Genomic DNA, 21,291 nt, shown 5'->3' with positions numbered 1-21,291 from the left:
CGCCGCTGTCGGCGCGGGCCCGATACCGGACGGCTGCGACCCTAAACGGGTCAAGTGACGCAAGTATTACCGGGGTGTCCAATGGGTGAACAACGGACCACACCTGTCGCCCGCGCGCACAACCACGGTGGGCCCCGGCCGAGACGGCCGGGGCCCACCGCGCACTCGTGACGTCAGCCGCCGATGACGACCCGGCGCACGCCGGCCCAGCGGGCCGCGTCGGTGACCCGACGGCCGTCCACCAGCACCGTCACACCCGGCAGGTCGGCCGGGGCGAGGGTGCGGTACTCCGCGTGGTCGGCCTGGATCACCGCGGCGCCGACCGGCTCGCCGTCGTAGCCGGGCAGGCCGTGCGCGGCCAGCTCCTCGTTGGTGTACATCGGGTCGGAGACGTAGGGGGTCGCACCCCGGCGGCGCAGTGCCTCCACGGTCGGGAAGACGCCGGAGAACGCGGTCTCCTTGACCCCGCCCCGGTAGGCGGCGCCCAGCACCAGCACGCCCACCCCGGTCAGGTCGCCGTACGCGGCGGCGAGTAGGTCCACCGCGTACTCCGGCATGGCGGCGTTGGCCTCGCGCGCCGAGCGGACCACGGTGGCGGCCGGGTCGTTCCACAGGTACATCCGCGGGTAGATCGGGATGCAGTGGCCGCCGACCGCGATGCCCGGCGAGTGGATGTGGCTGTACGGCTGGGTGTTGCAGGCCGCGATGACCTTCGTGACGTCGACGCCGACGGTGTCGGCGAAGCGGGCGAACTGGTTCGCCAGGCCGATGTTCACGTCCCGGTAGGTCGTCTCGGCGAGCTTTGCCAGCTCGGACGCCTCGGCCGAGCCGAGGTCCCACACGCCGTTGGGCTCGTCCAGGTCGGGGCGGGCGTCGAAGTCGAGCACCGACTCGTAGAACCGCACGCCGTGCGCGGCGGACGCCTCGTCGATGCCGCCGACCAGCTTCGGGTAGCGGCGCAGGTCGGCGAAGACCCGGCCGGTGAGCACCCGCTCCGGGCTGAACACCAGATGGAAGTCCTTGCCGGCGCTCAGGCCGGAGCCCTCTTCCAGCATCGGCGCCCAGCGGTTGCGGGTGGTGCCGACCGGCAGGGTGGTCTCGTAGCTGACCAGCGTGCCCGGCTTCAGGCCACGGGCGATGGCCCGGGTGGCGTCGTCCATCCAGCCGAAGTCCGGCACGCCCTCGGCGTCCACGAACAGCGGCACGACCACCACGACGGCCTCCGACTCGGCGACCGCGGCGGCGGTGTCGGTGGTGGCCGACAGCAGCCCGGCGGCCACCGCCTCCTTCAGCTTGACGTCCAGGTCGGCCTCGCCCGGGAAGGGCACGGCACCGTCGTTGACCAGCTGGACGACCCGCTCGGAGACGTCGGCACCGAGCACCCGGTGCCCCTTCGAGGCGAACTGCACGGCGAGCGGCAGGCCGATCTTTCCGAGCGCGACGACGCAGATGTTCATGAACTACTTTCCTCCAGAAGGCCAGATGCGGCGCAGGCGGGCAAGGAACCGACCGGGTGTCACCGGCGTGATCGCGACGATCACCTGGCCCTTGTGGTTCGTGGTGGGTGTGACGAGATGCACCCGGGCCCCGCGCCGGGCCAGCAGCCGGGGCGCGGCGACGTGGCGTTCGGTGCGCAGCGGCGCGGTGCCCGCCCCGCCCAGGGCGGACACCTCGGCGCGTACGGTCCGTCGTTCCCCGTTCGCCGCGACGACCGCCAGCAGCCGGTCCACCGCGAAGTCCGTCCGTACGACGGTACCGGGGCCGTCGGGTGTCACGGCCGTGACACCGGTCAGATCACCCACGCTGACCCGCAGCGCCTCGGCGCTCAGCTCGGCCAGCTCGGCCCAGCGGCTGCGCGCGGTGACCACCAGGGCGCGGGCGCCCGCCGCGTCCCGCCCCCAGGCCAGCCCGGTCGCGGTCAGCCTGGCCAGCAGGGCGGCGGCCCGGTCGGTGACGTCGTACCACTCGTCCGGGTAGCCGAACGCGGGGTCGCGGAACCCGACATGGTGGGCGTACCAGCGGCCGTCGGCGACGGTGACCTCGGGCAGCGTCTTCTCCGACTGCTGCCCGATCAACTCGCGCAGCGACTCCGGCCCGCCGTCGCGCGCCACCGCCAGCCGCAGCCGCTCCGCCGACGCCATCCGGGCGAGCACGCCCTCGGTCAGGTACGCCTCGGCCAGCTTGCGGATCCGGTCGTGCACCTGCTGCTGCACGTCCGGGGCGAGGGCGAGGAACTCCTCCCGGAGCAGCTTCGCCACCTCCCAGGTGAAGTGGCGCACCAGCACCGCGTCCCGCTTCGGGCCGGGCCCGATCAGGCCGGCCACGAAGCCGACCAGCTCCTCGGCGCAGCGCAACCGCTCCTCGAACCGGCTGGCGTAGGTGATGTTCTGGGCGTTGTCCCGCTTGACCGCGTAGTAGTACTCGTAGTCGCCGAGGACGGAGATCTTGCGCGCCCGATAGCACGCCTCCAGCGTGAACGGCTGGTCGCTGCCCATCGGCATGTCGGTGCGGAAACGCAGGCCGTACCGCTCGACGAGGTCGCGCCGGAACAGCTTGGTGTTCGACAGCGACCACGGCAGCGCGCTGTCGAACAGGTCCAGCCGTTCCTGCGTGGTGGCGTAGACGGCCTGGTGCACGTAGCGCTTGTTGGTGCCGACCATCCGGCCCAGCACCACGTCGGAGTCCCACCGGTCGGCGGCGTCGACCAGACGCTCCAGCGCCTCCGGGCCGAGGTGGTCGTCGGAGCCGATGAAGAAGACGTACCGGCCGCGGGCGTGGTCCAGGGCCAGGTTGCTCGGCGCCGCGGGGCCGCCGGAGTTGGCCTGGTGCAGCACCCGGACCGTCCCCGGGTGCCGCTTCGCGTAGCGGTCCAGCTCGGCGCCGCTGCCGTCGGTGGAGCCGTCGTCCACGGCGACGACCTCCAACCGGTCCCGCCCGATGCTCTGCCCGAGCAGCGAGTCCAGGCAGGTGGTCAGGTAGGGCATGGTGTTGTAGACGGCCACCACCACGGTCACGTCCGGCGTGCTCACACCGTCACCTCCATCGAGGCCGACGCCGACGCCGGGGCGGCCGGTCGGGGCGGGGCGTCGGGCAGCAGCCGGGAGTAGACGTCGTCGAGCACCCGCGCCTGCGCCTCCCAGGTCCAGTCAGCGAGCAGACCGGGCCGGTCGTACGCCGCGCGGTACCGCGCCGGGTCGGCGAGCACCGCGGTGACCGCCCGGACGAAGTCGGCCACGTCCTCGGCGCGGAACACCTCGCCCTGGCCGGTCTCCCGGACAGTCTCGGCCATGGTCCGCACGTCGGAGACGACGAGCGGCAGGCGGGCGTGTGAATACTCGAAGAACTTGGTGATCAACGCGATCTCGTGGTTCGGCCAGTGCTGGATCGGGATGACGCCGACCTGCGCGCCGCCGAGGAACCGGACCACCTGGTGGTGCGGCACGTACGGCAGGACGTGCAGCCGGTCCGCCACGTCCAGTTCGCCGGCGCGGGTGACCAGGCCCCGCACGTACGCCGAGGCGGGCTTGTTGACCACCAGCGCGACGTGCGCGTCGGGCAGCCGGGGCAGCGCCTCGACCAGCACCCCGAGGCCGCGCTTGGCGGCGGCCACCCCGCTGTAGACCAGTAGCGGCTCCGTCGGCCCGAGACCGCAGCGGGCGCGGATGTCCGGCACCGGCTCGGCCGGGTCGGTCGGCAGCTCGTCCACCGCGGGGGCGTTGAGCACCACCGCCGGGCGTTCGGCCAGCCCGTGCTCGTCGCGCAGCAGGTCGGCCAGGCCACCGGAGACGGTCATGGTCGCGTCCGCGTATGGCACGTACTCCCGCTCGTGGGCCACGTTGCCGGGCAGCCAGCGGGCGTTGTCGCGCCACGGCTGCACGCCGGGCAGGTACTCGTGGGCGTCCCACACCAGCGCGACCCGGCGGCCCTTCGCGGCGGCCCGGACCTTCGCCCGCGCCCCGACGCCGAGCATCCGGAAGTCGTTGGCGTGGATCAGGTCCGGCGCCAGGTCGTCGACGACCGGACCGTAGGCCAGCTCGTAGTCCCACAGGCCGGGCTCCAGGCGACGCCACGCGCCGTCGCCGCGCAGCTTCTGCCAGAACAGCGTGTACGCGCGGTCCCAGGGGCCGGTCAGCTTGCGGCCGGCGCGGGCGCGGGTGAGCTGACGGTTGCGGAACCCGACCCACTTGCGGGTCAGCCCGGCCAGCTTCTCCTCGGCGCGCAGCGCGGCCCAGGGCAGCCCGCCCGGCCGGCCCGCGCCGGACTCCCGGGCCGCGGTGGTCAGCGCCGCCCGGCGGACCGCCAGGTCCGCGCGCCACGCCTTCACCGACTGGGTACGGTGCGCGGCGATGCCGCTCGGCGGGTAGGCGAGCGGCCGACGCAGCCAGGCGCGGCGGAACTCGTGCCGGCGGCGGGCCAGCGGCTCCGCCATCGGGATCAGTCGCACCTCGGCGTCGCCGAGCCGCCAGCTCTGCGGCTGGCCCACCGGCGCGCGGCCGAGCAGCACGACGTCCCAGCCGGCCTCGGCGGCGGAGCGCGCCGCCTTCTGCACCCGGGAGTCCCCGATGACCCCGTTGTCCACCAGCATGACGACCCGTCCCCGGGTGGCCGCCGCTGCGGTCGTGCCGTCAGATCCCATCCCTGCCCGTTTCGTCGTCGCCAGCACCACGCCCGCGGACCGGAGCGAGTCTACGACAAGGGATTCGCGCGGCACGCCCACCGCCGGCGGTGCTCCACGACCTGTCGCGTGGATTGCTACCCTCCATGCTGTTCAACGACCGGTGGCCGCCCCGGGTCGTCCGCCGGGTCGTCCGGCCGCACCGCGCGGGCCCCGGATCTTCCCAGCTCAGGGCGGACGGGATCGCACAATGGACGTGGTGACGACCGAGGAACCGAGCCGACCGGCGCCGGCCCCGTCGGCGACGCCGGAGCAGCCCGGCCCGGGCCGGCCCGCGCTGGGCCGGCTGCGTGACGCCGCCCGGTACGCGCTGCCGGCGCTCGTGATCTACGCCGTGATCCGCCTGGTGGGCCTGGTGACCGTCCACGTCTGGGCGGACAACGCCGGGCTGGACCCGGTGGAGCTGCTCACCCGTGCCGACGGCAACTGGTACCTCGGGATCGCCGGGCACGGCTACGACGGCTACGAGAAGACGCAGAGCAACATGGCGTTCTTCCCGCTCTACCCGGGCCTGACCGGCGGCCTGGAACGGATCTCCCCGCTCAGCCCGCGCGAGGCGGCCCTGGTCGTGGCGTGGCTCGCCGGGGTGGCCGCCGCCTGGGGGCTGTTCGCGATCGGCGCGTACCTGCACGACCGGCGCACCGGCGTCCTGCTCGCCGCGCTCTGGGCGGCGGTGCCGCACGGCGTCGTGGAGTCGATGGGCTACAGCGAGAGCCTGTTCACCGCGTTGGCCGCCTGGACGCTGTACGCGCTGCTGCGCCGGCACTGGGTCACCGCCGGGGTGGTCTGCCTGTTCGCCGGCCTGACCCGGCCCACCGCCTCGTCGCTGATCCCGGTGGTGGGGCTGGCCGCGCTGCTGGCGATCGTCCGGCGGCGCGACGGCTGGCGGCCCTGGGCCGCGCTGCTGCTCGCGCCGGCCGGCTGGCTGGGCTACCTGGCCTGGGTGGGGGTGCGGACCGGCCGACCGGACGGGTGGTTCCACATCCAGTCGGCGGGCTGGGGCACCAGCTTCGACTTCGGCGTCTACACGGTCGACCGGGGGCAGCAGGCCCTGGCGCAGGTGGCCGCGCTCCCGCTGCTGGTGGTCACCGTGGTGGCGTTGCTGTCGATCATGTTCTTCGTGTTGAGCGCGATCGACCGGCAGCCCTGGCAGTTGCTGCTCTACAGCGGCCTGCTGCTGGTCACCACGCTCGGCGCGTCCGGCTATTACCACTCCAAGGCGCGGTTCCTGCTGCCGGCGTTCCCGCTGTTGCTGCCGGCCGCCGTGGGCCTGGCCCGGGCCGGTCGGGCCCGGGCGGCCACGGTGCTGGTGACGCTGGTGGTCTTCTCCACCTACTTCGGCGGCTACCTGTTGCTGATCTGGACGAAGTCACCCTGACCGGGCCGGTCGCCGGTCAGCGGGTGAACGGCCGGACGTCCCAGAGCCACACGTCCTCGACCCGCCGGCCCGGGCCGTAGAGCGCGTCGAGCACGGCCTTCAGGTCGTCGTGCCGCCGGGCGCCCCGGTCGGGCAGGGCCACCGCGTCGGCCTTCCAGTACCGGACGTCGGCCCGCGCCTGGGCGATCTCGGCCGGACCGACCGCGGTGTCCCGTTCGCCCCGGGAGACGGCGGCGAGCAGCGTCGCGGTCGGTTGCGGGTCCACGCCCCAGCGCCCGGTGGCGTCGGTGGCGGAAACCGGCCCGAGGAAGTAGCCCTCCGGGACGGCGAAGCCGGCCACCGCGGCGGAACTCCAGTAGAGCGACGTCATGCCGTTGACCGGCGCCGGCACCAGGGTGCGGCCGGGCGCGACGTGGTCCCGCCAGGCGCCACCGGTGACGAACTCCGGCACCGGGGTGCGGCCCCGCGCCTCCAGCGGCATCGGCAGGACCGGCAGCAGCGCGGCGGCCACCGCGACGGCGCCGACGCGGGCGGCCAGCCGACCGGCCGGCTCCCCGCGCCGGGCGGCGAGCCGGTCACCGGCGACGGCCAGCAGCACGCCGAGCGCCACGGTGGTGATCAGCGCGAACCGGGCCACCACCACGGAGTCGAACACCGGCAGGTCCTGCACCAGCGCGAACGGCGCCGGAATGTCGGTGCGGCGGGTGCCGGAGGTCCAGGTGGTGCCGATGGAGAACAGCGCCGAGACCACGCCCACCGCACCGAGCACCCGGGCGGTGGAGTCCCGACGCAGCCACCACAGCGCCGCGGCCGCGACCACCAGCAGCGACCAGCCGTAGAAACTGGCCTGCTCGGTGGTGTTCGGCGCCCAGCCGACCGCGCTGGTCGGGCCGCCGGCCACAGACTGGGTGGCGAACCTGACGTACGAGCCGAGCTTCAGGGCGTAGATGTCCGGGGTGCCTGGGTGACCGACCCGGTGCTGCGGCCCGGCGAACTGCATCCAGAGCGGGTACGCCGCCGCGACCGACACCAGCACGGCGGTGATCCCCAACCCGGGCAGCAGCGGGCGCAGCCGGCGCACCGCGTCCCGGGGCCGGACGACGAGGTAGGCCAGGACCAGCATCAGGCAGCCGAGCGCGGTGAGGAAGAGGATCTCCAGGCTGACGAAGAACTGCGCCACCACCAGCCCGCCCAGGACCAGGCCGTCGCGGACCACGCGCCCGCCCCGGGACAGCGCGACCACCCGCCACAGGATGAACGGCACCAGCCACTGCGCGGTGATGTGCGGGTGGCCGTTGCTGTGCGAGACCAGCGCCGGGGCGAAGGCGCAGAACAGCCCGCCGACGAACGCGGCCGCCCGGGAGTCGACCACGTGCCGGGAGAGCACGTAGTACCAGGCGTAGCCGGTGCCGGCCAGGTTCAGCGTGATGAACAGCAGGTAGGAGAAGGACGCCCCGAAGAGCAGGGTGACCGGGGTGAGCACGAGCCCGGGGAGCTGCATCCCGACGTTGGTCATCAGGTTCACCCCGGTCGGGGCGTTCTGGAGGGTGGTGAAGAACGGGTTCTCCAGGTGGCTGACCGCGTGCGCCGCGTACGCCAGCATCCACTCGTTGAAGCCCTGGTCGTTGGGGCGGCTGCCGAGCAGCCGCCCGTCGAAGTCGCGCCACCCCCGGGCGGTGACCCAGAACGCGCCGGCCAGGTAGGCCAGGGCCACCAGGGCGTCGACGCGTCGCCACCGCCGGACCCGGCCGCCCGGCGCGGCCGGCTCCGCGCCCGGGTGGGCCCGGTCCCCGGTCGCCGGCCGGTCCTCCCGGGTGGCGAGCCCGGACGCGCGCTCGGCGTCCGCGGGTGCCGCCGGGTCGGGCGTGCCGTCACCCGTCGCCTCGGCGTCCCGGGCGGGGACGGGCTCACGGTCGCGGGTGTCGGGCGCGGGCGCGGTCATGGCCCAGGAGTCTACGAAAGCGGTGGCCCCGGTCGCGGGCCGGTCGAGACGGCGTGTCCGCCGCCGCCCGCCGGGCGGCGGCGGGTCCGGTGCGCGGATGGGCGTTATTGTAGTGTCCGCACGCTGTCCGAGGGCCGTTCCGCTCTCCCCACCTCCCCAGGATCGGAATCGATGAACAACGGGCGAACTCTCTGGGACTCGTTGAGACTCCCCCGGCCGCGACGGTCCGGGACACGACCGCACATGATCTACCTGGCGATCGGCTTTCCGCCGGCGGCCAAGAGCTGCGCCTACCGGATGCGGGAGACGGCGAACCAGTTCGCCGCCGCCGGGTGGGACGTGACCGCGGTCACCATCGCCGACGAGGCCTGGGAGCGGGAGTACGGGCTCGACCACACCCTCTCCCAGGGGGTGGACCCGAGCGTCCGGGTGGTGAAGCTGCCGCTGTTCCGGGACGACCTGGAGACCGACATCCGCTCGTTCACCGAGCAGCGCGCCCTGGCCCACAAGGACTACCTGGCCGACCTGCGCAAGCAGAACCTGAAGGTCTTCCCCGAGCCGGTCTTCGGCGGCTGGCGTCCCGCGCTGGAGAAGGCCCTGCTCCAGATCCACCGGGAGCGGCCGGTCGACCTGCTGGTGACCACCTGCGCCCCGTACGTCAACCTCGCCGCGACCTGGAAGCTGTGGGAGACCCATCGGGTGCCGTACGTGGTGGACTTCCGCGACGGCTGGTCCGTCGACGTGATCAACAACGGTGAGGCGTTCCCCCGGGAGTCGGTTTCCGGGCAGTGGGAGATCAAGCTGCTCACCGACGCCGTGGCGATCTGGAACGTGAACGAGCCGATCTCCCGCTGGTACCGCGAGCGTTACCCCGAGCTGGCCCACAAGATGCGGGTCGTGCGCAACGGCTACGACGCGGCCAGCATCCCGACCCAGGTCCGTCCCGCCCCGCCGGACCGGCCGCTGACCTTCGGTTACCTCGGCGCGCTGAACCTGCCCGTGCCGCTGCTGGCCGCCGTCCTCGACGGCTGGCGCACGGCGCGCGCGGAGGACCCGGCGCTGGCCGACGCCCGCTTCGAGGTGCGCGGCCACATCGGCGCCGCCTGGGCGCGCGGCGACAACGCGCACGCCGAACTGCTCAGGGCCGCCGCCGTCGACGGTGTGCTGGTCGGCGGCTCGGTGCCCAAGGCCGAGGTGGTCGACCTCTACTCGCGCTGGGACGCGGTGGTGCTGATGGTCACCGGCGGCCGGTACATGACCTCCGGCAAGGTCTACGAGTACATGGCCACCGGGCTGCCGGTGGTCTCCGCCCACGAGGCCGACCACGACGCCTCCACCGTGCTGTCGACCTACCCGCTCTGGACCGGCGCGGTCGGGCTGGACCCGGCCGAGCTGGCGAGCGCGTTCCGGCGGGCCGCCGCGATGGCCCGCACCGCCGACGCCGACGAGCGGGAGAAGGCCCGCGCGCAGGCGCGGCAGTACGCCCGCGAGGAGCAGCTCATCCCCGCCGTCCGGGAGGTCACCGAGCTGGTGCGGGGCACCGGCGGTCCGACCGGCGCACCGCAGCCCGCCCCCGCCGGCGCGCGCGTCCTGGCCCGAGAAGGTAGGTCATGATCGAGGTCCTGATGGTGATGGGCGCCGTCCCCGGGCGGGTGGCGGTCCTGACCGACGCGCTCGAACAGTTCCGCGCCCGGGGCGTCACCGTGCGGGTGGCCACCACCTTCGACCCGGTGGAGAAGATCCCGGCGGCGACCGAGCTGGCCGAGGTGCACCTGCTGCCCACCTCCACCGAGTTGGGCCCGCGGTTCGGCCGGATGGTCAAGCGGGCGAGCCCGGCCCGGCGGCCGTGGCTGCGCGCCCAGCGGGACCCGTGGGTCCGCCGGCACGCGAAACGGGCCGACGTCCTGGTCGCCCTGGACGCGCAGGCCCTGCACACCGTCTGGCAGCTCGCGCAGCGGTACCGCCGGGCCGACGCCGTCTACGGCATCGCCCCGGCGCTGCGGGCGGTGGAGAATCGGTCCGCCGACCCGGCGCGCTACCGCCGCCCCCGGCTCAGCACGGTGGGCCCCGCCCCGACCGTGCTGGCGAGCGCCACCCGCAACCAGACCGTCGACCTGGCGAAGCGGGTGTTCGAGATCAGCACCGGCAAGCGGGCCATGAAACTCAGCCCGGTGCGCTGGTTCTGGCAGGGCGCCGTCACGGCGCCCGGCCTGCCGGAACGACACCGGGGCAAGATCGCCCGGCGGGTCACCGGCAGCATGCTCAAGAGTGGGCACGGCGCCAGCGCGAAGCGGCTGGCGCTGGCCGCGCAGGGTCGCCTGAAGAGCCCGACCACCCGGGGGCAGCTCCTCGGCCCGATCGTCGACGCGGAGCTGAGCCAGGGCCGGGTGCCCGAGCACCTGATGACCGTGGTGCGTGGCCAACTCAAGCTCGCGGACGGCTTCCTCCGCAAGCGCAACCCGGGCAAGGCCGCCCCGCACGTGCTGCGCGCCTTCAACCTGATGTTCCACCGGATCGTGCAGTTCGACGGCACCACCTCGCCGCTGGCCGAGGACCCGGAGGGGTTCCTCGCGCCGCTGCACACCAGCGAGGCCGGCCAGGCGATGGCGACCCCGCGCGGCCGGCAGAGCCCGGCGACGTTCCCGCCGGCCGGTCGGCCGCACCGGATGCTCTTCTTCACCGGGCTGAACGACAACTTCCTCGGGCCGATCCTGGAACGCTACGAGGCGATGCCCGACGTGGAGGTCCGCCGGCTCGACCTGATGGAGGAGTCGATCCTCCCGGTGCTCAGCAACGGCCGCACGAACGTGGCGCTCCACATGCTCGCCGGCGCCTCCAAGCGGGCCGGCGAGGTCCAGGAGGCCTGGGGTCCCCACCTGGAGTGGGCCGACACGGTCTTCGTGGACTGGTGCAACCTGGGCGCCGCGATGCTGACGATGATCGACCCGGGCACCACCCGGGTGATCGTGCGCCTGCACAGCTTCGAGGCGTTCAGCTGGTGGCCGCACCTGACCGACTGGTCCCGGGTGGACGACGTGGTCTTCGTCTCCGAGCACCTCCGCGACCTGGCGCTGGCCGCGGTGCCGCGGCTGCGCGCCCCGCAGGGGCCCCGGACGCACATGATCTACAACGCGATGGACCTGCACCGGTACGTGGCGCCGAAGGTCTCCGCCGACAGCCGGTTCACCCTCGGGCTGGTCGGGTTGAGTTCGCTGGCGAAGGACCCCCGCTGGGCTTTGGCCGTGCTGCGGGAGCTGCGCCGACGCGACGAGCGGTACCGCCTCAAGCTGGTCGGCGACCCGCTCAACCCGGAACTGAGCCCGGCGGTCGCGGCGTACGTGCGGGACCTCGACGCCGAACTGGCCGAACTGGAGGCGTCCGGCGCCGTGGTGCGGACCGGCCGCACCGACGACGTGCCCGGCGCGCTCACCGACGTCGGGGTCATCCTCAGCACCTCGCTGCGGGAGAGCTTCCACTGCGCGCTCGTCGAGGGCGCGGCCAGCGGCGCCGTGCCGGTGGTCCGCGACTGGCCGTTCTTCGCCGGCCGGCCGCACAGCGCGCGGAGCCTCTTCCCCAGCGACTGGGTGGTGGGCACGCCGGAGGAGGCCGCCGAGCGGATCCTGGCCCTCACCGCGTCGGAGGAGGTCTGGCGCGAGGCGGGTCGGGCCGCGGCGGCGCACGTGCTGAGCGCCTGGGACTGGTCGGTCACGCAGAAGGACTTCGACCGGCTGCTGCTGGAGCCGCCGGNGGCCGGCTCCCCCGCGAGGGGGAGCCGGCCGACGTGTTACGTGCCGGGGTCAGCGCGAGGTGCCCGCCAGCTCCTGTTCGTCCTCGGACCGCCGGGCCGACGACGGACGTGCCCCGCCGGTGCCGGAACCGTCACGCAGCGAGCGGTAGACCCCGTCGAGGATCCGCGCCTGCGCCTCCCACGTCCAGGCCTCCAGCAGGCCGGGCTTGTCGTAGGCGGCCCGGTAGCGCTCCGGGTCGGCGAGCACGGCCCGCACCGCCCGGGCGTAGTCGGCCAGATCCCCGGCGGTGAACACCTCACCCTGGCCGGTGGCCCGCGCGGTCTGCGCCATGGTCTTCACGTCACTGACCACGATGGGCAGGCGGGCGTGCGAATATTCGAGGTACTTCGTGATCAGCGCCAGCTCGTGGTTGGGCTTGTGGTGAATCGGGATGACCCCGGCGTCCGCGCCGGACAGGAACGGCACCACCTGCCAGTGCGCCACGTACGGCAGCAGGTGCANTTGTCGCCGTTCGGGTTCATCGTCACGAACGCGACGTGCACGTCGGGCAGTTCCGGCAGCGCCTCCACCATGATCTGGCAGCCCCGGCTCGGGTTCACCGCGCCCGCGTAGACGAGCACCGGCGTCCGCTCGTCCACGCCGCAGCGCGCCCGCAGATCCGGCACGTCGCCGTCGGCCTCGGCCGGCGGGGCCATCGGCGCGTTGAGCACCACGGCCGGCCGCTCGGGCAGCGCGTGGGTCTCCTGGAGCAGGTCGGCGAGGGTGTCGGAGACCGTCACCACCGCGTCCGGGTAGGCGGCGTACTCGGCCGTGTAGGCGATCTGGGCGGGCAGCCAGCGCGGGTTGTCGGCCCGGCCGGTGATGCCACCGACGAACTCGTGGGCGTCCCAGACCAGCTTGGTGCTCCGGCCGGCGGCCCGGGCCCGCAGCGTCGCCCGGGCGCCGATGCCGAGCATCCGGAAGTCGTTGGCGTGGATGATGTCCGGCTTCAGCTCGTCCAGCGTGCTCCGGAAGGCCAGCTCGAAGTCCCACAGGCCCGGGTCCAGCCGACGCCAGGCACGGTCGCCCAGCAGGCCCTGCCACAACCGGACGGGCAGCCGGCTGAACAGCGCCTCCGGGTCGGCCTGGGCCTTGCGCAGGCGGCGGGTCTCCCCGCTGCGGAACCGTACCCAACGGGCCAGCGCGGTCGCGGCGGCGCGGGACGGAAGCTGGGCCGCCCGTCCCACGGTGGCGGGCAGCCCGCCGCCGAGCACGCGGGCGCGGACCCGGCGCTCGTAGAGGTCGGCCTGCCAGGCCTTGATTTCCTGGACCCGGTAGGCGGCCTCGGTGGTCGACGCGTACGCCAGCGGCCGGCGCAGCGAGCGGCGGTATTCCCGGGGCAGCCGGTGCAGCGGCTTGGGCACGCGCAGCAACCGCACCTCGGCGCCGCCGATGCGCCAGCTGTCGGTTTCGGAGCGGGCGTTACGGATGCCGAGGAGGAAGACCTCCCAGCCGGCGTCCGCCGCGGACCGGGCGGCCTTCTGCACCCGGGAGTCGCCGTGGACCCCGTTGTCGACGAGCATCACCACCCGTCCCCGGGTCGGTCGGGCATCGCTCTTCGGGCCAGCTTGCATCGGGTGCTTCTCCTCGTCGACGGGGGCGGGCACTGGGCGGTTCACCGGAGGAAGGCGTCGAAGGCCGCGGCGGTCCGTCGCCCGTCGTGGTGCTCGCGGACGTAACGGGTGCCCTCCGCGGCGAGGGCGACGGCGGCGGGCCGGTCGTCGAGCAGCGACTCGATCGTCTTGACCAGGGTGGTGGGCGTGGCGTTCGCGATCGGCGGCGAGACGCCGACCGCCCGGTGCGGCCCCTCGCTGAGGTACGCCACCACGACCTTGCCGGCGGCCATCCCCTCACAGGAGAACGTGCCGTAGCTGCCCATCACCAACTGGTCGACCACGATGTCGCAGTCCTGCACCAGGCGACGCATCTCGTCGTACGGCAGGCCCTCCACCAGGCGCAGGTCGATGATCCGCCGGTCGTCGAGCGCCTCCAGCGCGGGCAGGAGCCGGTCGGTGCCCTTGGTCCACCGTTTCGACGGCGCGTGCAGCACCACCGGCCGGGCGCGTTCCAGCACCGGGCGGTCGCAGGCCCAGCCGTCCACGTCGACGATCAGCGGCGCCCAGGTGGCGAGCGGGACGTCGTCCAGCAGGTCGGGGGTGGTCACGAAGAACGGCAGGCCGCTCTCCTCGGCGGTGCGCCGGTTCCGCTCGGCCACGGTGGTGAGCCGCTCGCGCAACTCCTCCGGCGCGTCCCGGAACGCGGACTCGGCGTGCCGTTCCAGGTGCGCGCCCGGATGGCGGATCTCGCTGCCGTGCGCCAGCAGCGCGACCTTGATCCGGGCCCGGCGCAGCGCCGGCAGGTCCGCGGCGATGTCGTCGCCGTTGGCCCGGCCGAGCACCGGGCGGAACGCGTCCACGATCAGGTGCGTGTACCAGCCGAGCACCCGGCGGGCCTGCTCCGTCTGCACGTCGAGCCGGTGTTCGCCGGGATAGTTCAGGTAGCGGTCGGCGGGGTAGCGGTAGGTTTCCGGCGGCTTCGCCATCACCAGTTCGATGCCGACGTCGGCCCGCGCGGCGGTGAGCGCCACCGCCAGGGCGGAGAGCTGTCCGGCGTAGTTCGCGGTGCCCAGCCCCAACCGGACCGGGCCGACGCCGAGCGGCCGCCAGGGGCCCGGCGTGCCGGCCTCGACCGGTGCGACCCGGGGCTCGTCGGGTGCGGGTGTCTGCTCGTCGCGCTGCCGGGCCCGCTCCACCGCCTTGGCGAAGGAGGGCAACGAGCCGGGCGCGAAGAACTCGGCGGCCCGGTGCCGGGCCAGGTGCTCGCGGACCACCCGGCTGTCCGCCGCGACGATCCGCAGCCCGGCCGCGAGGTAGGTGTCGAGCAGCGCGAGACCGGCGTCCGGCGCGAACCCGAACACGGCCAGGTCCGCCGAGGCGAGGAACGCGGGGGTGACCGTGTGCGGGCGCGGCACCTCGTGGATCCGGCGGCGGGCCTTGCCGGCCCCGCGGATCAGTTCCTGGGCGGCCGACCGCTCCGCCTCGCCCCGCACCAGCGCCAGGTGGCATTCGGGCAACCGGGCCAGCGCGGCCACCACGCCGGCCAGCGCCCGGTCGCCCGCGATCCCGCCCGCGTGCACCAGGAGCGGGGTGCCGGCGGGCAGCTCGCACAGCTCGCGTACCGAAGGGGTCTGGAAGGGCCGCGTGCCGGCGGCGGCCCGGCGGAGCGCGATGCGCCACCGCCGGGGAATCCGCCGCCGCACCGCCGAGACCGTCCGCCGCAGCGGCGCCGGGCTCATCGCCGGGCCGGCTCCGCGTCGCTGCCGCTGGGCACGACCGACACGACCTTGCCGTCGGCGGCCGACTCCAGCAGCGCCGCCGCGACCTGCACGGTACGCAGGCCCTGCCGCAGCGTGACGATGTCGCTCTGCTTGCCTTCCACCGCGTCGCGGAAACGCTCGTGCTCGACCAGCAGCGGCTCCCGCTTCGGGATGGCGTAGCGGACCATGTCGCCCTCGGCCACGCCGCGGAACGCGCGCAGCGCCTCCCACTCGGTGTCGATGGCGGCGTTGGCGTAGAAGGTGAGGTCCGCGGTGAGCGTGTCGGCGATGAAGCAGCCCTTGTCGCCGGTGACCACGGTGGACCGCTCCTTGAGCGGGCTCAGCCAGTTGACCAGGTGGTTGACCATCGTGCCGTCGGCGAGCTGACCGACCACGGCGACCATGTCCTCGTGCAGCCGGCCGCTGCGCGAGACCGTCCGGGCCGACACGGAGGTGTATTCCTGCCCGGTCACCCAGGCGGTCAGGTCGATGTCGTGGGTGGCCAGGTCCATCACCACGCCGACGTCGGCGATCCGGTGCGGGAACGGGCCCTGACGCCGCGTGACCACCTGGAAGACCTCGCCCAGCTCGCCGGCCTCCAGCCGGGTACGCAGGCTCTGCAACGCCGGGTTGTAACGCTCGATGTGGCCCACGCCGGCGACCAGACCGGCCGTCTCGAACGCCTCGACCAGCGTGGTGGCCGCCTGGACCGACTGCGCGAGGGGCTTCTCGATCAACGCGCAGACGCCGTTGGCGGCCAGCTCCAGGCCGATCTTCTCGTGCAGCGCGGTGGGGCAGGCGACCACCGCGTAGTCGATGCCGAGCGCCAGCAGGTCGCTCAGCTCGGGCACGACCGGGGCGCGCAGCGTCCCGGTCACGTCACCGGCCGGGTCGACCACGCCGACCAGCTCGACGCCGTCCAGGTTGGACAGCACCCGGGCGTGGTTGCGCCCCATGGCGCCGAGGCCGATGAGGCCAGCGCGAAGCTTGCTCATGCGGCACCCCCGGCCAGGTTCGCGCCCTCGGCGATCCGCTCCAGCTCGGCCTGGCTCAGCGACGGGTGCACCGGCAGCGAGACCACCTCGGCGGCGGCCCGCTCGGTCTCCGGCAGGTCCCACGGGCCGGGCGTGCCGGCCTCGGTGAGGTAGGGCTTGAGCCGGTGGATGGGGGTCGGGTAGTAGACGGCGTTGCCGATGCCCAGCTCGGTGAGGCGGGCCTGGGCGGCGTCCCGGTTGCCGCGCACCCGCACCGTGTACTGGTGGTAGACGTGCTTCGCGCCGTCCGCGACCGGCGGGGTGAGCATGCCGGTGATCGCGGAGTCGAGGAACTTGGCGTTGGCGCGGCGCTGCTCGGTCCAGTCGGCGAGCTGGGTGAGCTGCACCCGGCCGATCGCGGCGGCCACGTCGGTCATCCGCATGTTGGCGCCGACGATCTCGTTGGCGTACCGCTGCTCCATGCCCTGGTTGCGCAGCAGCCGCAGGGTGCGGGCCAGCTCGGCGTCGGCGGTGGTGATCATGCCGCCTTCGAGCGAGTGCATGTTCTTGGTCGGGTAGAAGCTGAAGCAGCCGGCGGTGCCGAACGCGCCGACCGGGGTGCCGTTCAGCTCGGCGCCGTGGGCCTGGGCGGCGTCCTCGACGACGGCGAGGCCGTGCTGCTGCGCGATCTCCATGATCCGGTCCATCGCGGCGGGGTGGCCGTAGAGGTGCACCGGCATGATCGCGGCGGTCTTCGGGGTGATCGCGGCGGCGACCGCCGCCGGGTCGACGCAGAAGCTGCCCGGCTCGATGTCCACGAAGACCGGCTCGGCGCCGACCAGGCGGACCGCGTTGCCGCTGGCGGCGAACGAGAACGACGGGACGATGACCTCGTCGCCGGGGCCGAGGCCGAGCGCCATCAGGGTGAGCTGGAGGGCCGAGGTGCCGGAGTTGACCGCGACGCAGTGCCGGCCGGCGACCAGGTCGCCGAACTCCTCCTCGAACGCCGCGACCTCGGGGCCCTGCACGACCCGGCCGCTCCGCAGCACCCGGACAGCCGCCTCGATCTCGGCCTCGCCGATGACCGGTCGTGCTGGGGGAATGAACTCTGGATGCGGCCCGACCATGGGGCTTCCTCCTGTCGACGCGTGACTTGTGTGGGGGATGGTAGCGGTTTGGGTGGGAAAACCGGCGGTGGCGCTGACTGTCCGATCAGATGTTGCGCGCCGTTCATGATCGACGAGAGGGGCGCGGCGGGACTCGCCGGGGCTCACACTTCCACCTCGCCGCGGACGGGCCCCAAGGATGCTACCCGCAGCGCCGCGACGATCGCGGCGGCCATCCGGGGCACCTCCGTGGGCTCCAGCGGGGCGCGGGAGATCGCCATCCGCCAGTAGACCGGCCCGACGATCAGGTCGACCGCGGCCCGCCGGTCGGTGTCCGGCGACAGCTCGCCGCGCTCCACCGCGCGGCCGATCAGGATGCGACCGACGGCCTGCTGGTAGTCGTCCAGGGCGGTCTGGAGCTTCTCGGCGATCTGCGGGTTGCGCGCCGCCTCGGCCAGCAGGTCCGGGATGATCTGCGCGGCCAGCCGGTGACGCAAGGCACGCGCCATCACGTGCAGCAGGATCTCCAGGTCGCCGAGGAGGCTCCCGGTGTCCAACAGCGGGAGGTTACGCCCGGCCACCGCGGAGACCATGTCCAGGACCAGGTCGAGCTTCGAGCGCCACCGACGATAGATTGCGGTCTTGCTCACTCCGGCCCGCCGGGCCACCGCCTCGATCGACAGGCGTCCGTAGCCGACCTGGGCCAGCTCCTGCAACACGGCGGCGCGGATGGCGCTGGTGATCTCCCCGCGCAGCACCGCCGCGCCGGCCGGGGCACGCCTCTTCTCGGTCGTCACGTGGGACAATGTAGCGCAACGACGGTACGGTTGCGTCCCGACGTTCGGTGGACTACTTTCCATGCAGCAGCGAGGCGGCCCCTTCCCGCCCGGCCACGCTGGATCTCTTCACCGCACTGCTCCCCATCGGCACGAAAGATCGGAGCGCCTGATCATGGCCAACACCGCGGTGGCCGACCCGGAATCCGGACTCACCCGGGCCCAGCTGGCCCATCGGTACGGGCTCCGGGTCGCCGGGGAACGACCGCCCCTGGGCGAGTACGCCCGCCGGCTCTGGGCCTACCGGCACTTCATCACCGCGTACTCGCGGGCGAAGGTCGCCTCCTCGCTGAGCAACACGCAGCTCGGCCAGCTCTGGCAGGTGCTGACCCCGCTCACCAACGCGGCGGTCTACTTCCTGATCTTCGGCGTGATCCTGGCCCAGCACCGGAACGTGTCGAACTTCATCGCGTACCTCTGCACCGGCGTGTTCATCTTCATCTTCACCCAGACCGCGGTCTCCAACGGCACCAGCGCGATCACCGGCAACCTGGGCCTGATCCGGGCCCTCCAGTTCCCGCGCGCCGCACTGCCGATCACGGTCACCCTGGTGCAGCTCCAGCAGCTGCTCATGTCGATGGTCGTGCTGGCCGCCATCGTGCTGATCACCGGCGAGCCGATCACCCTGCGCTGGCTGTTGCTTCCCCTGATGCTGCTGCTCCAGACCGTCTTCAACATCGGGCTGAGCATGGTCATGGCCCGCCTCGGCTCCAAGGTCACCGACCTGAAGCAGGTCATGCCGTTCGTGATGCGCACCTGGCTGTACGCCTCCGGCGTGCTCTACCCGGTGTCGCTCATCCGCGAGCACCTGCCGAGCTGGGCGGCGAACATCCTGGAGTGGAACCCGCCGCTGGTCTTCATCGAGCTGGCCCGCTACGCGCTGCTCGACTCGCACCAGGCGAACCTGGTGAGTTCGCCGCTGAAGCTCTGGACGCTCGGCCTGTTCTGGGCGGTCGTGATGGGCGTCGGCGGGTTCGTCTACTTCTGGCGCGGAGAGAAGGAGTACGGCCGTGGCTGAGCAGACCCTGCCGGTGAACGCCGGCGCCGTGACCGACTCGGGCCGGGTCCCCACCGTCGTGGTGGACGACGTCCACGTCATCTACCGGATCCACAAGGGCGCGACCGGCGGCACCAGCCCGGTCTCCGCGCTCAAGCGGATCGTCTCCCGCACCAAGGCGCCGAACATCCGCGAGGTGCACGCGGTCAAGGGGGTGAGCTTCACCGCGTACGAGGGTGAGGCCATCGGCCTGATCGGCAGCAACGGCTCCGGCAAGTCGACCCTGCTGCGAGCCATCGCCGGGCTGCTCCCGCCGGCCCGCGGCGCGGTCTACACCCAGGGCCAGCCGTCCCTGCTCGGCGTCAACGCCGCGCTGCTCAACGACCTCTCCGGCGAGCGGAACGTGGTGCTCGGCTGCCTGGCCATGGGCATGCATCCGGACGAGGTCCGGCGCATCGCCCCGGAGATCATCGACTTCTCCGGGATCAACGAGCGCGGCGACTTCGCCTCGCTGCCGATGCGCACCTACTCCTCCGGCATGGGCGCCCGGCTGCGCTTCGCCATCTCGTCGGCGAAGAAGCACGACGTGCTGCTCATCGACGAGGCGCTGGCCACCGGCGACCGGAAGTTCCGGGCCCGCAGCGAGCAGCGGGTCCGGGAGTTGCGCGACAGCGCCGGCACGGTCTTCCTGGTCAGCCACTCGATCAGCTCGATCCGGGACACCTGCGAACGGACCATCTGGCTGGAGAGCGGCGTCCTGCGGATGGACGGCCCCACCACCGAGGTCTGCGACGCGTACGAGAANACCGGCCCGGCATCCGCCGGGAACGGTGCGCCCCGCCGCACGCGTTAAGGTTTTCGGACCCATCCCCCTTCACCCAGAGTGAGGTACGGCACATGACGCAGGACCACCCCACCGCACCGGACGCCGCGCCGGCGAACCCGGCACCCTGGCGCCCCTCGCGGACGGTGGCGGTGATCCTCGCCGGGGGGACCGGGACCCGCCTCGGCCTGGGCATCCCGAAGCAGCTCCTGAAGATCGCCGGCAAGCCGATCATCGAGCACACGCTGGCCGTCTTCGAAGCCGCGCCGGAGATCGACGAGATCGTCGTGCTGATGGCCACCGGCCACGTCGACGACGCGCAGCGGATCGTCGCCGACGCCGGCTTCCGCAAGGTCACCAAGGTGATCGAGGGCGGCGAGACGCGCAACGACACCACCCGCATCGCGCTCGACGCGGTCGGCGAGGGCGACGTCAACATCCTCTTCCACGACGCGGTCCGCCCGCTGGTCAGCGCGCGGATCGTCCGCGAGTGCGTGAACGCGCTCTGGACCTACTCGGCGGTCGACGTCGCCATCCCCTCGGCCGACACGATCATCCAGGTCGACGCGGACGAGTGCATCACCGACATCCCGGTCCGGTCCCGCCTGCGCCGCGGCCAGACCCCGCAGGCGTTCCGCTCCGGCACCATCCGCGAGGCGTACCGGCGGGCCGAGGGCGACCCCGACTTCGCCGCCACCGACGACTGCGGCGTGGTGCTGCGCTACCTGCCCGGCACCCCGATCAAGGTGATCGACGGCTCGGACGAGAACATCAAGGTCACCCACCCGGTCGACGTGCACCTGGCCGACAAGCTGTTCCAGCTCGCCGCCGCCCAGGCCCCCCGGCTGACCCACCGCGGCTACGCCGAGGAGCTGACCGGCCGGACCATCGTGGTGTTCGGTGGCAGCTACGGCATCGGCCACGACCTCACCGAGCTGGCCCGCCGCTACGGCGCCCAGGTCTTCCCGTTCAGCCGCACCACCACCGGCACCCACGTCGAGCGCGCCGGGGACGTGGCCGCCGCGCTGCGCACCGCGTTCGAGGCCACCGGCCGGATCGACCACGTCGTGGTCACCGCCGGCATCCTGGAGAAGGGCGCGCTCGCCGAGATGGACGACGAGACGATGGACCGCCTCCTGCACGTCAACTTCGTCGGCCCGGTCACCATCGCCCGCCAGTCACTGCCCTACCTCCAGCAGACCAAGGGCCAACTGCTGCTCTACACGTCCAGCTCCTACACCCGGGGCCGGGCCCGCTACGCGCTCTACTCGGCCACCAAGGCCGCGCTGGTCAACCTCACCCAGGCGCTCGCCGACGAGTGGGCCGAGTTCGGCGTACGGGTCAACTGCGTCAACCCGGAGCGCACCGCCACCCCGATGCGGACCAAGGCGTTCGGTGAGGAGCCGGAGCACACGCTGCTCTCCGCCGAGGCGGTCGCCCAGGCGTCCCTGGACGT

General features: G+C 73.2%; 15 protein-coding genes and 1 pseudogene. 5 read left to right on the top strand and 11 right to left on the bottom strand.

The annotated features are described in order from the left end of the window. Positions 1 to 173: 173 nt before the first annotated feature. From B1205_RS11565 to B1205_RS11555, 3 genes are read right to left on the bottom strand one after another with little or no spacing between them, the layout of a single operon-like run. Positions 174 to 1,457 (bottom strand): nucleotide sugar dehydrogenase, encoded by a 1,284-nt coding sequence (locus B1205_RS11565; RefSeq protein ID WP_089155603.1) that lies wholly within the window; start codon positions 1,455 to 1,457, stop codon positions 174 to 176. A 3-nt stretch (positions 1,458 to 1,460) separates the two neighbouring features. Next, positions 1,461 to 3,029 (bottom strand): glycosyltransferase family 2 protein, encoded by a 1,569-nt coding sequence (locus B1205_RS11560; protein ID WP_089155602.1) that lies wholly within the window; start codon positions 3,027 to 3,029, stop codon positions 1,461 to 1,463. Continuing rightward, positions 3,026 to 4,585 (bottom strand): glycosyltransferase family 4 protein, encoded by a 1,560-nt coding sequence (locus tag B1205_RS11555; protein ID WP_089155601.1) that lies wholly within the window; start codon positions 4,583 to 4,585, stop codon positions 3,026 to 3,028. Before B1205_RS11555 ends, B1205_RS11560 begins: the two co-directional genes overlap by 4 nt. A gap of 280 nt (positions 4,586 to 4,865) precedes the next feature. Between B1205_RS11555 and B1205_RS11550 the strand changes: the two genes are divergently transcribed. After that, positions 4,866 to 6,053, top strand: coding sequence for a hypothetical protein (locus B1205_RS11550; RefSeq protein WP_089155600.1), 1,188 nt, complete (start codon positions 4,866 to 4,868; stop codon positions 6,051 to 6,053). Positions 6,054 to 6,069: 16 nt separating this feature from the next. Here the strand turns inward: B1205_RS11550 and B1205_RS11545 are convergent, their stop codons facing one another. After that, complete coding sequence (locus B1205_RS11545) at positions 6,070 to 7,995, bottom strand: hypothetical protein (RefSeq protein ID WP_089155599.1); 1,926 nt, start codon at positions 7,993 to 7,995, stop codon at positions 6,070 to 6,072. A 243-nt stretch (positions 7,996 to 8,238) separates the two neighbouring features. Here B1205_RS11545 and B1205_RS11540 point away from each other — a divergent pair, with 243 nt between their 5' ends. Continuing rightward, positions 8,239 to 9,609: a glycosyltransferase gene (locus B1205_RS11540; protein ID WP_254909866.1), complete on the top strand. Its 1,371-nt coding sequence runs from the start codon at positions 8,239 to 8,241 to the stop codon at positions 9,607 to 9,609. 421 nt (positions 9,610 to 10,030) lie between these two features. Here B1205_RS11540 and B1205_RS31295 read toward each other — a convergent pair whose 3' ends face one another. The 7 genes and pseudogenes from B1205_RS31295 to B1205_RS11510 form a co-directional block, all read right to left on the bottom strand. Then, a complete protein-coding gene (locus B1205_RS31295; RefSeq protein ID WP_254909865.1) occupies positions 10,031 to 10,153 on the bottom strand; it encodes a hypothetical protein in 123 nt (40 codons plus the stop codon). A 966-nt stretch (positions 10,154 to 11,119) separates the two neighbouring features. Next, on the bottom strand, positions 11,120 to 11,626 hold the full coding sequence (locus tag B1205_RS31290) for a hypothetical protein (RefSeq protein ID WP_254909864.1): 507 nt from the start codon (positions 11,624 to 11,626) through the stop codon (positions 11,120 to 11,122). A gap of 166 nt (positions 11,627 to 11,792) precedes the next feature. After that, positions 11,793 to 13,357: pseudogene (locus B1205_RS11530) on the bottom strand (glycosyltransferase family 4 protein). 41 nt (positions 13,358 to 13,398) lie between these two features. After that, entirely contained in the window at positions 13,399 to 15,078 is a 1,680-nt protein-coding gene (locus B1205_RS11525; RefSeq protein ID WP_089155597.1) for a glycosyltransferase, read from the bottom strand. Then, entirely contained in the window at positions 15,075 to 16,094 is a 1,020-nt protein-coding gene (locus B1205_RS11520; RefSeq protein ID WP_089155596.1) for a Gfo/Idh/MocA family protein, read from the bottom strand. The genes B1205_RS11525 and B1205_RS11520 overlap by 4 nt, the downstream gene beginning before the upstream one ends. Further along, positions 16,091 to 17,200, bottom strand: coding sequence for a DegT/DnrJ/EryC1/StrS family aminotransferase (locus tag B1205_RS11515; protein ID WP_089155595.1), 1,110 nt, complete (start codon positions 17,198 to 17,200; stop codon positions 16,091 to 16,093). Before B1205_RS11515 ends, B1205_RS11520 begins: the two co-directional genes overlap by 4 nt. 143 nt (positions 17,201 to 17,343) lie before the next feature. Then, on the bottom strand, positions 17,344 to 17,976 hold the full coding sequence (locus B1205_RS11510; protein WP_089155594.1) for a TetR/AcrR family transcriptional regulator: 633 nt from the start codon (positions 17,974 to 17,976) through the stop codon (positions 17,344 to 17,346). A gap of 154 nt (positions 17,977 to 18,130) precedes the next feature. Between B1205_RS11510 and B1205_RS11505 the strand changes: the two genes are divergently transcribed. The 3 genes from B1205_RS11505 to B1205_RS11495 form a co-directional block, all read left to right on the top strand. Beyond that, positions 18,131 to 19,033: an ABC transporter permease gene (locus B1205_RS11505; RefSeq protein WP_089155593.1), complete on the top strand. Its 903-nt coding sequence runs from the start codon at positions 18,131 to 18,133 to the stop codon at positions 19,031 to 19,033. Continuing rightward, positions 19,026 to 19,865 (top strand): ABC transporter ATP-binding protein, encoded by an 840-nt coding sequence (locus B1205_RS11500; RefSeq protein WP_089155592.1) that lies wholly within the window; start codon positions 19,026 to 19,028, stop codon positions 19,863 to 19,865. The genes B1205_RS11505 and B1205_RS11500 overlap by 8 nt, the downstream gene beginning before the upstream one ends. A gap of 44 nt (positions 19,866 to 19,909) precedes the next feature. Then, the coding region (locus B1205_RS11495; RefSeq protein WP_089155846.1) for a bifunctional cytidylyltransferase/SDR family oxidoreductase at positions 19,910 to 21,291 on the top strand (1,382 nt) is incomplete at its 3' end.

Source organism: Micromonospora sp. NBS 11-29 (assembly GCF_002140155.1).
GTDB lineage: Bacteria > Actinomycetota > Actinomycetes > Mycobacteriales > Micromonosporaceae > Micromonospora.
This window is presented reverse-complemented; position numbering and strand designations above follow the sequence as displayed.

Excerpts from the sequence above, each read along its gene's own strand:
- B1205_RS11565 (WP_089155603.1), bottom strand. The coding sequence starts at position 1,457 with ATGAACATCTGCGTCGTCGCGCTCGGAAAGATCGGCCTGCCGCTCGCC.
- B1205_RS11555 (WP_089155601.1), bottom strand. The coding sequence starts at position 4,585 with ATGCTGGTGGACAACGGGGTCATCGGGGACTCCCGGGTGCAGAAGGCG.
- B1205_RS11550 (WP_089155600.1), top strand. The coding sequence starts at position 4,866 with ATGGACGTGGTGACGACCGAGGAACCGAGCCGACCGGCGCCGGCCCCG.
- B1205_RS11545 (WP_089155599.1), bottom strand. The coding sequence starts at position 7,995 with ATGACCGCGCCCGCGCCCGACACCCGCGACCGTGAGCCCGTCCCCGCC.
- B1205_RS11540 (WP_254909866.1), top strand. The coding sequence starts at position 8,239 with ATGATCTACCTGGCGATCGGCTTTCCGCCGGCGGCCAAGAGCTGCGCC.
- B1205_RS31295 (WP_254909865.1), bottom strand. The coding sequence starts at position 10,153 with ATGGCCCGCTTGCCGGTGCTGATCTCGAACACCCGCTTCGCCAGGTCG.
- B1205_RS11525 (WP_089155597.1), bottom strand. The coding sequence starts at position 15,078 with ATGAGCCCGGCGCCGCTGCGGCGGACGGTCTCGGCGGTGCGGCGGCGG.
- B1205_RS11520 (WP_089155596.1), bottom strand. The coding sequence starts at position 16,094 with ATGAGCAAGCTTCGCGCTGGCCTCATCGGCCTCGGCGCCATGGGGCGC.
- B1205_RS11515 (WP_089155595.1), bottom strand. The coding sequence starts at position 17,200 with ATGGTCGGGCCGCATCCAGAGTTCATTCCCCCAGCACGACCGGTCATC.
- B1205_RS11505 (WP_089155593.1), top strand. The coding sequence starts at position 18,131 with ATGGCCAACACCGCGGTGGCCGACCCGGAATCCGGACTCACCCGGGCC.